12 protein-coding genes and 1 pseudogene are annotated in these 9,642 nt (G+C 68.9%); all 13 read right to left on the bottom strand.

Annotated elements, in window-relative coordinates:
* Positions 1 to 270: 270 nt before the first annotated feature.
* A pseudogene (rplQ, locus tag VGX25_RS00005) lies at positions 271 to 807 on the bottom strand (50S ribosomal protein L17); the annotation flags it as partial.
* The gene (locus VGX25_RS00010; protein ID WP_326915387.1) at positions 808 to 1,860 is read right to left on the bottom strand and encodes a DNA-directed RNA polymerase subunit alpha; all 1,053 of its coding nucleotides are present in this window, start codon (positions 1,858 to 1,860) and stop codon (positions 808 to 810) included.
* Positions 1,861 to 1,920: 60 nt separating this feature from the next.
* Positions 1,921 to 2,526 carry a 30S ribosomal protein S4 gene (rpsD, locus tag VGX25_RS00015; protein ID WP_326915388.1) on the bottom strand — a complete coding sequence of 202 codons (606 nt, stop codon included), beginning with the start codon at positions 2,524 to 2,526 and terminating at the stop codon, positions 1,921 to 1,923.
* A gap of 194 nt (positions 2,527 to 2,720) precedes the next feature.
* Positions 2,721 to 3,125 (bottom strand): 30S ribosomal protein S11, encoded by a 405-nt coding sequence (gene rpsK / locus VGX25_RS00020; protein WP_326467031.1) that lies wholly within the window; start codon positions 3,123 to 3,125, stop codon positions 2,721 to 2,723.
* A gap of 378 nt (positions 3,126 to 3,503) precedes the next feature.
* On the bottom strand, positions 3,504 to 3,884 hold the full coding sequence (gene rpsM, locus VGX25_RS00025) for a 30S ribosomal protein S13 (RefSeq protein WP_326915389.1): 381 nt from the start codon (positions 3,882 to 3,884) through the stop codon (positions 3,504 to 3,506).
* Positions 3,885 to 4,042: 158 nt separating this feature from the next.
* Complete coding sequence (gene rpmJ / locus VGX25_RS00030; protein ID WP_010148647.1) at positions 4,043 to 4,156, bottom strand: 50S ribosomal protein L36; 114 nt, start codon at positions 4,154 to 4,156, stop codon at positions 4,043 to 4,045.
* A gap of 31 nt (positions 4,157 to 4,187) precedes the next feature.
* Positions 4,188 to 4,409 (bottom strand): translation initiation factor IF-1, encoded by a 222-nt coding sequence (infA, locus tag VGX25_RS00035; RefSeq protein WP_015746488.1) that lies wholly within the window; start codon positions 4,407 to 4,409, stop codon positions 4,188 to 4,190.
* A gap of 174 nt (positions 4,410 to 4,583) precedes the next feature.
* On the bottom strand, positions 4,584 to 4,787 hold the full coding sequence (locus tag VGX25_RS00040) for a DUF6186 family protein (RefSeq protein ID WP_326915390.1): 204 nt from the start codon (positions 4,785 to 4,787) through the stop codon (positions 4,584 to 4,586).
* Entirely contained in the window at positions 4,784 to 5,440 is a 657-nt protein-coding gene (locus VGX25_RS00045; RefSeq protein WP_326915391.1) for a hypothetical protein, read from the bottom strand. Before VGX25_RS00045 ends, VGX25_RS00040 begins: the two co-directional genes overlap by 4 nt.
* A 421-nt stretch (positions 5,441 to 5,861) precedes the next feature.
* Positions 5,862 to 6,635 (bottom strand): type I methionyl aminopeptidase, encoded by a 774-nt coding sequence (map, locus tag VGX25_RS00050; protein WP_326915395.1) that lies wholly within the window; start codon positions 6,633 to 6,635, stop codon positions 5,862 to 5,864.
* Positions 6,636 to 6,691: 56 nt separating this feature from the next.
* Positions 6,692 to 7,246 carry an adenylate kinase gene (locus VGX25_RS00055; protein WP_326915392.1) on the bottom strand — a complete coding sequence of 185 codons (555 nt, stop codon included), beginning with the start codon at positions 7,244 to 7,246 and terminating at the stop codon, positions 6,692 to 6,694.
* Positions 7,243 to 8,571: a preprotein translocase subunit SecY gene (gene secY, locus VGX25_RS00060; RefSeq protein ID WP_326915393.1), complete on the bottom strand. Its 1,329-nt coding sequence runs from the start codon at positions 8,569 to 8,571 to the stop codon at positions 7,243 to 7,245. Before secY ends, VGX25_RS00055 begins: the two co-directional genes overlap by 4 nt.
* 396 nt (positions 8,572 to 8,967) lie before the next feature.
* Complete coding sequence (locus VGX25_RS00065) at positions 8,968 to 9,603, bottom strand: hypothetical protein (protein ID WP_326915394.1); 636 nt, start codon at positions 9,601 to 9,603, stop codon at positions 8,968 to 8,970.
* Positions 9,604 to 9,642: the final 39 nt, after the last annotated feature.

Below are 9,642 nucleotides of genomic sequence, written 5' to 3' on the forward strand. Positions count from 1 at the left end.
CGCCGGCCCTGTGCGGGGCGGCGGGCTCGCGGTCAGTAGAACTGCGACTCAGGAGTCTTCCTCGGCGTCCTCGGCCTGTGAGGGCGGCACCGAGAACCCGGCGGCCTCGGCGTCCTCCTCGGTGGCGAACCACACCTCGGCCACGGTCCGGTCGTAGTACTCGCTGCCCGGCACGTGGTAGAGCATCGAGTCGGCGTTGCCCTTGATCGGGAACCCGTCCGGCTGCGAGCCGTCCTCCAGCGCGGCGCGGCTGCCGGGGCCGTAGGGGTGCTCGTCGTCGGACACGCTCTCCTCGACCTCGACCGACTCGTCGACGGCGGCCTGCGGCTCGGGCTCGGCGGCCGTTTCGTCCACATCGGACTCAGCGGTCTCGGTCTCGGCGGCCTTGGACTTCTTGGCGTCCCTGGCGAACCTGGTCTTGCGCGCCGCCTCGGCCTCGGCGGTGACCGTCTTCTCCTGGACCAGCTCGATGATCGCCATCGGGGCGTTGTCGCCCTTGCGCGGCATCATCTTCACGATCCTGGTGTAGCCACCGTCGCGGTCGACGAAGAACGGCCCGATCTCGGTGATCAGCCGGTGCACGACGCTCTTGTCGCGGATCACGCGCATGATCAGCCGGCGGTTGTGCAGATCACCCCGCTTGGCCTTGGTGATCAGGCGCTCGGCGAACGGCCGCAGCCGCTTGGCCTTGGCCTCGGTGGTGTGGATCCGGCCGTGCTGGAACAGCGACGTGGCCAGGTTGGCCAGCATCAGCCGCTCGTGGGCCGGACCCGCGCCGAGCCGGGCACCCTTGGTTGGCGTAGGCATCTACAGCTGCTCCGTCTCTGCGTAGTCCTGGCCGTCGTCGTGCCCGGTGTCGGCGCTGACGTCGGACCAACTCTCACTGGCGTAGTCGGTGGCGGCCGCGGACGGGTCGAACCCGGGCGGGCTGTCCTTGAGCGCGAGGCCGAGGCCCACCAGCTTCATCTTGACCTCGTCGATCGACTTGGCCCCGAAGTTGCGGATGTCGAGCAGGTCCGCCTCGCTGCGCGAGACCAGCTCGCCCACCGTGTGGATGCCCTCGCGCTTGAGACAGTTGTACGAGCGCACGGTGAGGTCGAGGTCCTCGATCGGCATCGCGTAGGCGGCGATGGTGTCCGCCTCCTGCGGCGATGGGCCGATCTCGATGCCCTCGGCGTCCACGTTGAGCTCGCGGGCCAGGCCGAACAGCTCGACCAGCGTCTTGCCGGCCGACGCGACCGCGTCCCGGGGCGTGATCGACGGCTTGGTCTCCACGTCCAGGATCAGCCGGTCGAAGTCGGTGCGCTGCTCGACACGGGTGGCCTCGACCTTGTAGGTCACCCGCAGCACCGGCGAGTAGATCGAGTCGACCGGGATCCGGCCGATCTCCGCGCCCGCCTGCTTGTTCTGCACCGCGGGGACGTAGCCGCGGCCGCGCTCGACGACGAGCTCGATCTCCAGCTTGCCCTTGCCGTTGAGGGTGGCGATGTGCAGGTCGGGGTTGTGCACGGTGACGCCGGCCGGAGGGACGATGTCGCCGGCGGTGACCTCGCCTGGGCCCTGCTTGCGCAGGTACATGGTGACCGGCTCGTCCTCCTCGGAGCTGACCACGAGCTCCTTGAGGTTGAGGATGATGTCGGTGACGTCCTCCTTGACGCCCGGCACGGTGGTGAACTCGTGCAGCACGCCGTCGATGCGGATGCTGGTCACCGAGGCGCCGGGGATGGAGGACAGCAGCGTGCGGCGCAGCGAGTTGCCGAGCGTGTAGCCGAAGCCGGGCTCGAGCGGCTCGATGACGAACCGGGAGCGGGTCTCGTTGACCGGCTCCTCGCTGAGGGTCGGTCGCTGTGAGATGAGCACTTTCTTGCGTTTCCTTTCCTAGGGCGCCCGCCATATGACGCCGCCGGGATGTATCAGCTCTTACTTCGAGTAGAACTCGACGATGAGCTGCTCCTGCACGGGCACGTCGATCTGCGCCCGCTCGGGAACCTGGTGCACCAGGATGCGCAGGGTGTTCGGCACGACCTGCAGCCAGCCGGGGATCGGCCGGTCGCCGAAGGTCTCCTTGGCGATCACGAACGGCAGGGTGGCCAGCGACTTCGGCTTCACGTCGATGATGTCGAACTTCGACACCCGGAAGCTGGGGATGTTCACCTTCCTGCCGTTGACCAGGAAATGGCCGTGGCTGACCAGCTGCCGGGCCTGCCGCCGGGTACGGGCCAGCCCGGCCCGGTAGACGACGTTGTCCAGCCGGCACTCCAGCAGCTGCAGCAGGACCTCACCGGTCTTGCCCTTCTGCCGGACGGCCTCCTCGTAGTAGCGCCGGAACTGCCGCTCCAGCACGCCGTAGGTGTAGCGGGCCTTCTGCTTCTCCTGCAGCTGCAGCAGGTACTCGCTCTCCTTGACCCGGCCGCGGCCGTGCTGACCCGGCGGGTAGGGACGGCGTTCGAATGCCTGGTCGCCGCCGACCAGGTCGACCTTGAGCCGCCGCGAGATTCGGGTCGCGGGGCCGGTGTAACGAGCCATCTGTGGTTTCTCCTCCCCGCTGGCCTTACGCGGCTTTGCGCGCGCCGCGATCGCTCCGGCAGGGCCACGAATCGGTCATTGTGAACTTGAGGCCGGCGGCGGCCCTGCCACCGCGATAGCGGGCCTTCGGCCGAGGCGCGCTCTGTGGTCGCCTTGATTGCCGCGATGTCATCTGGCTTCGCCCTCCCGTTTCCTCAGACCCGGCGCCGCTTCGGCGGGCGGCAGCCGTTGTGAGGCTGCGGGGTCACGTCCTGGATGGTGCCGACCTCGAGGCCGGCGGCCTGCAGCGAACGGATCGCGGTCTCCCGGCCGGAACCGGGGCCCTTGACGAACACGTCGACCTTGCGCATGCCGTGCTCGGCGGCCTTGCGGGCGGCGTTCTCGGCCGCCATCTGCGCGGCGAACGGCGTGGACTTGCGCGAGCCCTTGAAGCCGACGTGCCCGCTGGACGCCCAGCTGATCACGTTGCCGTTCGGGTCGGTGATCGAGACGATCGTGTTGTTGAACGTGCTCTTGATGTGCGCGTGGCCGTGCGAGACGTTCTTCTTCTCCTTGCGCCGGACCTTCTTGACGGCGCCGGTGCGTGACTTCGGTGGCATGTTGTGGGGTTCTCTCCTGTACTTTCCGCGGCTTCGCGCGCTACGCAATCGCTCCGGCAGGGCCGGTGACGTTCGCGACGTCACCTTGCGTCCGATCGTGGCCCTGCCACCGCGATCGCGTGCCGTCGGCAGGTGCGCGCTCAGTGGTCACCTTTGGTGCCGCGATGTCAGTTGGCATAGGGGTCGTTTACCGCGAGGTCTGGGAGGTGGCGTCTGCTGGCGGGTTCCTGTCGCCACGCCGGATGCGGGACCCGGCGTCCAGGTAGAGGTCGCGCAGTGCCTGCGGGCGCGGGCACTTGGGCGCGACCTGCATGGCCACGAAGGGCCGATTGCGTCGCCGTTGGGTGACGATGGCGACGACCGTGCCGCAGCTCTTGCTCACTTCTTCCCGGCCTTCTTCTTACCGGCGACCGTCTTCTTCGGACCCTTGCGGGTGCGGGCGTTGGTCTTGGTCCGCTGACCGCGGACGGGCAGACCGCGGCGCCACCGCAGGCCCTCGTAGCAGCCGATCTCGATCTTCCGGCGAATGTCGGCGTTCACCTCGCGGCGGAGGTCGCCCTCTACCTTGAAGTTCTCCTCGATGTAGTCACGCAGCCTGATCACGTCCTCATCGGACAGATCGCGGGCGCGCAGGTCCGGGCTGACCCCGGTGGCGTTCAACAGTTCCTTGGCTCGGGTACGGCCGATGCCGTAGATGTAGGTCAGCGCGATCTCCATCCGCTTCTCGCGGGGGAGGTCGACGCCAGCGAGTCGTGCCATGTCTCCTCTTGTGGTTCGGTTCCAGGTCTGCTCCCCTACCGTCCCGAGTCGACTCCTGAAGTCTCGGGCCCCGGCCTGGACTCCGGGGGTGGACCGGATCCGTGTGATCCGGCAGGTATGGGGAGGTCCTCTGTAGTTGTCGCGTCGCTACGACCCGATCAGCCCTGACGCTGCTTGTGGCGCAGGTTCTCGCAGATCACCATGACCCGGCCGTGGCGGCGGATCACTTTGCACTTGTCGCAGATCTTCTTGACGCTCGGCTGGACCTTCACGTCCTGCTTCTCCTGCCGCGGTCGCTCGTTGTCACTTGTAGCGGTAGACGATCCGGCCACGGGTCAGGTCGTAGGGCGAGAGCTCCACGACCACCCGGTCCTCCGGCAGGATGCGGATGTAGTGCTGCCGCATCTTGCCGCTGATGTGTGCAAGGACCCGGTGCCCGTTCTCCAGCTCGACCCGGAACATCGCATTCGGCAACGGCTCGACCACGCGACCCTCGACCTCGATGGCCCCGTCCTTCTTGCCCATGTCCTCCGCGTTTCGTGACAGTGTTCGCTTGGATAACGTGTGTTGGAGCGCGCGCCGCCGCGCGGAGCCGCTGGGGCGATACGCACGACGGAGCCGGCGCAACAAGTGCGCCACCGATCTAGTGTACGCGCGCTGGCCGTGCGGCCAAAATCGGGGTGATCCCCAGGTCAGCCGCTAGACGTCGGCGAAGAAATGCCAGCCCGCCCACCACCAGCTCAGCACCACCAGAACCTGCACCGACCGCCGCCCGAGAGCCGCCGTGAGCAGGCGATTCACCGTCGGCACCGGCGAGCCCGGCACCCGCGCCGCCAGCTCGAGGCCGATCAGCGCCCCGCCGAGCAGCGCGAAGACCGCCACCGTGACCGCGTGACTGCTCATGCCTCCTCCTTGCCCGGCCGGTCCGGCGGCGTGAGCAGCCGCCAGGCCAGCCACAGCCCGACCGCCAGCCACCCGACCAGCAGCGCCGACCGCACCTCCCGCGCCTCGAACAGCGGCGTGAGGACCACACTGAGCGTGGGATGGTCGTACGAGGCCGTTCGCGGATCCGGCTGCCGCAGGAACGAGTTCAGCTCCCACAGGCAGACCGCGACCATGACCGCCGCCCACACCCACCGCCCCGCTCCCGGCCGCGGCGCCGTGCTCGCCGACCCGACCCGCCAGGCCAGCGGCAGGATCGCCAGCCCGGGCAGCGCGACGGCCACCTTCACCGGCACACTCGCCGGCACCCAGCCGCCGACCATCACTCCGTACCCCACGCAGCCCACCGCCGCGAGCAGCACCCACCCGACCGCCGGCCGCTCGCCGGACCCGACACCGCGCTCCCGCCGCGACCGCGGCCGCGGGTCGCCGCGGTCGCGCAGCCCGGCCACCATCAGACCGAGGGCGATCGACACGAAGATCACCCCGTCCACCGGCGCCCCCCGCGCGAAATGCACCAGCCCGGCGACCAGCATGATCAAAATGGGCAGGTCCCGCCACAACGGCGGCCCGACCCGCGCGACCGCGGCGGACCCGACTTCGGGATCGATCACTCCCCCATCGTGCCCAACTTCTCCGCCCAGCCCCCACCCCGAGAATGATGTCTCCGGCGAAGTCGGCCACCGGAACGCGTCACACGGCTGCACGAGAGCGGGACACGACTGCCGGAAGGCCGAACACACCGGGCCGAGACCGGAATCCCGGGCGCGTGCTGCGCTCGGGTCGCGGTGTGACGCCTTCGCGTAGGTCGGTGACGCGGCCCCGGCACCACGGCGGATCCCGCGGCGCTGGGCAGCCGGTCGACACCGGACTTTGCCGAAGCCTGGTACACCTACCCAGCCCCCACCCCGTCCTGGGGTGGGGTGGTGGGTTCGTGGGCAGTTTACCGGGTCGAAACCGTGTTGATCTTGATCTGAGGGCGGGGTGTGGATGGCTGGAGGGGGTGTGGATGGGCGATTTGGCCAGGTGGCAGGCTCAGTCGGGTGGGGCGGTGAGGACCCACGGGCCGTCGTCGGTAATCGCTACCGTGTGCTCCCAGTGGGCGGCGCGGGAGCCGTCGGTGGTGACGACGGTCCAGCCGTCGGACAGCTCCTGGGTGCGGGGGGAGCCGAGGGTGAGCATGGGCTCGATGGCCAGGGCCATGCCGACGCGCAGGCGGGTGCCGCGGCCGGGTTTGCCGTAGTTGGGGAGGAACGGCTCCATGTGCATGGCCCGGCCGATGCCGTGGCCGCCGTAGTCCTTGACGATGCCGTAGCGGCGGCCGTGGTCGCGTTCGGCCTCGCGGGTCGCGGTCTCGACGGCGTGCGAGATGTCGGTGAGGCGGCCGCCGGGCCGGATGGCGTCGATGCCGGCGAGCATGGACCGGCGGGTCGCCTCGGACAGCGCGAGGTCGATGGGGTCCACGGAGCCGACGGCGACGGTGACCGCGGCGTCGCCGTGCCAGCCGTCGAGGATGGCGCCGCAGTCGATGGAGATCAGGTCGCCGTCGACGAGGACCTGCCCGTGGTTGGGGATGCCGTGGACCACCTGCTCGTTGACCGACGCGCAGATGCTGGCGGGGAAGCCGTGGTAGCCCTTGAACGACGGGACGGCGCCGGCGTCGCGGATGGACTGCTCGGCCAGCTCGTCGAGTTGGGCGGTGCTCACGCCGGGGCGGACGGCGTCGGCCAGCAGGGCGAGGGTGCGGGCCACGACGAGGCCCGCGGCCCGCATCGCCTCCAGCTCGGTGCGCGTCTTGATCTCGATCATCCGGTCACGCCGTTGCTGCAACCCCAGCCGGAGCCCGCCGAGCAGCCCACCGCGCGTCACTTCTGGTCGCGCAGCGCGCTCAGAATACGGTTGGTGACCTCGTCGACCTCGCCGATGCCGTCCACGGTGATCAGCACGTCGTGGTAGTAGTCGAGCAACGGGGCGGTCTCGGATCGGTACACGCTCTGCCGGTGCCGGATGACCTCCTCGTTGTCGTCGGCGCGGCCCCGGGCGAGCAGGCGCTGCACCAGCGTCTCCTCGTCGACCTGCAGCTCGATCACCGCGTCGAGCTTCTCGTCGTTCTCGGCGAGGATCTTGTTCAGCAGGTTGGCCTGGGTGACGTTGCGGGGGAAGCCGTCCAGCAGGAATCCGTTGGCGATGTCCGGCTCCTCGAGCCGCTCGCGCACCATCTCGTTGGTCACCTCGTCCGGCACGAGCCTGCCGGCGTCGAGGAAGCCCTTCACCTTGCGGCCGAGCTCGGTCTCGGCGTCGATGTGGGCCCGAAACAAGTCCCCGGTGGAGATGTGCGGGACCCCGAGCCGGCTGCTGAGCGTCGTGGCCTGCGTGCCCTTGCCGGCGCCGGGCGGGCCGACCAGAACGACCCGGGTCATCTCAGGAAACCTTCGTAGTTGCGCTGCATCAGCTGGCTCTCGATCTGCTTGACCGTGTCGAGCCCGACGCCAACCATGATCAGCACGGCGGTTCCACCGAACGGGAAGTTCTGGTTGTTGCCCTGACCCGTGACCTCGAGGAAGAAGTTCGGCAGCACCGCGATGATGCCGAGGTAGATCGACCCGGGCAGGGTGATCCGGCTCAGCACGAAGCTGAGGTACTCGGCGGTCGGCCGGCCCGGCCTGATGCCCGGGATGAACCCGCCGAACTTCTTCATCTCGTCGGCACGTTCGGTCACGTTGAACGTGATCGTGATGTAGAAGTAGGTGAAGAAGATGATCATCCCGAAGTAGATCGCGATGTGCACCCAGCTGGCCTGGTTGGCCACGTAGTCGGCGATGAACCGCTGCCACCAGCCGTTCTGGTCGGTGCCGACCAGCCGCGAGATCAGATCGGGCAGGTAGAGCAGCGACGACGCGAAGATGACCGGGATGACGCCGGCCTGGTTGACCTTCAGCGGCAGGTAGGTGGAGGTGCCGCCGTACATCCGGCGACCGATCATCCGCTTGGCGTACTGCACCGGGATGCGGCGCTGGCCCTGCTCGACGAACACAACGCTGATGATGATCATCAGTCCGAACGCGCAGACCACGGCGAAGATGAGGCCGCCGGTCTCGTCGTTGTTGAGGATGTTGGCGCCCTCGAACGGGATCCGCGCCGCGATGTTGACGAACATCAGCAGCGACATGCCGTTGCCGACACCCCGCTCGGTGATCAGCTCACCCAGCCACATGATCACGGCGGTGCCGGCGGTCATCGCGATGACGATCAGCGTCAGGTCGAAGACGCTGTTCTGCGGGATGATGTCGATCTGGTTGCCGCTCTCGTCCACGCAGTTGCCGAACAGCTGGCCCCGGTCGGCCATGGCCACGATGCCGGTCGCCTGCAGGATCGCCAGCCCGATGGTGAGATAGCGGGTGTACTGGGTCAGCTTGCCCTGACCGGCCTGGCCCTCCTTCTTCAGCTGCTCGAACCGCGGGATGACGACGGTGAGCAGCTGGATGATGATGCTCGCGGTGATGTAGGGCATGATCCCCAGCGCGAACAGCGACAGCTGCAGCAACGCCCCGCCGCTGAACAGGTTGAGCAGCTGGAAGACGCCCTGGTCGTCGACGTTGGCGATGCATCGCTGCACGTTGGGGTAGGACACCCCGGGCGACGGCAGGGTGGCGCCGACCCGGTACACCGCAATGATCAACAAAGTGAACAGGATCTTGCGGCGCAGGTCCGGCGTCGCGAGAGCCGAGCGGAAGGCGCTGAGCACGCGAGGACCTCCTCGGCGTCACCGGCGAGCGGCCGGTGATCTGCTTAGCCGGCGTGCGGCCGGCGGGAACACGGCCTGGCCACCAGGTTTCGGCAAGCCAGGAACGCTTCGGGGGGCACTCCACCCGAAGCGTGATTACGACTCTAACAGGACAACCCCGCCGCTCAGCACCCCCCGCCCGGTTTCCTGCCGATCCTCATGGTTGATCGGCGAGCACGGCCGAACATGGTGGTGCGCCAGCCGCCGCCCATGGTGCGGATGAGCTGGTGCACGGGGTGGTCCCGGTCGGAAGCCGCGGCGCGCCGAGCCGGGTCCGGAGGTCCAGTGGTGGCTCGACCCGCACGGCGTGAGCGGCACGAGCGAGGTGCTCTGCCTCGATCAACCGGAGGACTGTTCCTACTGATTCGGTGGCTCGTCGGGAAGGCGGATCACGACGGGGACGCCGAGCACCGGGGTGTCCGGCTCCTCCCTGGTACCGACGGGAACCGGCGCCTGGCGACCCAGCACCGCCCCCGCGATGGCAAGCACCGCGGCGGTGACCAGGATCCACAGGCCGGCACCGGCGCTGGAGTCGATCGAGAGGTCGACGGGAGCCGTGCGCTCCACCTCCCGGGCGCCGCCCACCCAGCCGAGCACCTGCATGCCGATCGTGCACACCGTGCCCGCCAGGAACGCGGCGCCCAGCGCGGTCATCGGCCCGCGCATCCGGCCGACCCGGTGGTCGGCCGCCCAGGGGGCGGTGCGCAGCCCCAGTACGGCCGCCGCCAGCAGCGCCACGGCCGCCAGCGTGAGCGGAACGCCGTTGAGCGGGGTGCTGATGCCGACGGAAAAGGCGCCGACGCGATCGTCGGTCCGGGTGGCCCAGCTCGTGATCGAGTAGCTCGTCTCGCCCTGGTCGCCGAACCGCCACGTGTTGATGTACAGGGCCTGGAACGAGCCGACGACAGTCAGGACCGCCGCGGCACAGCACAGCAGCGTGCTGAGCGAGCGCCGGGACGATCGTGAAACGAGGTTCCCCCCGAAACCGGTCATGACCCGATGGTGGCACGGAACGGCCGGCGGAGGTGGAGC

It is taken from the genome of Actinophytocola sp. (genome assembly GCF_035942955.1).
In the GTDB taxonomy this organism is placed as follows: domain Bacteria; phylum Actinomycetota; class Actinomycetes; order Mycobacteriales; family Pseudonocardiaceae; genus DASYTH01.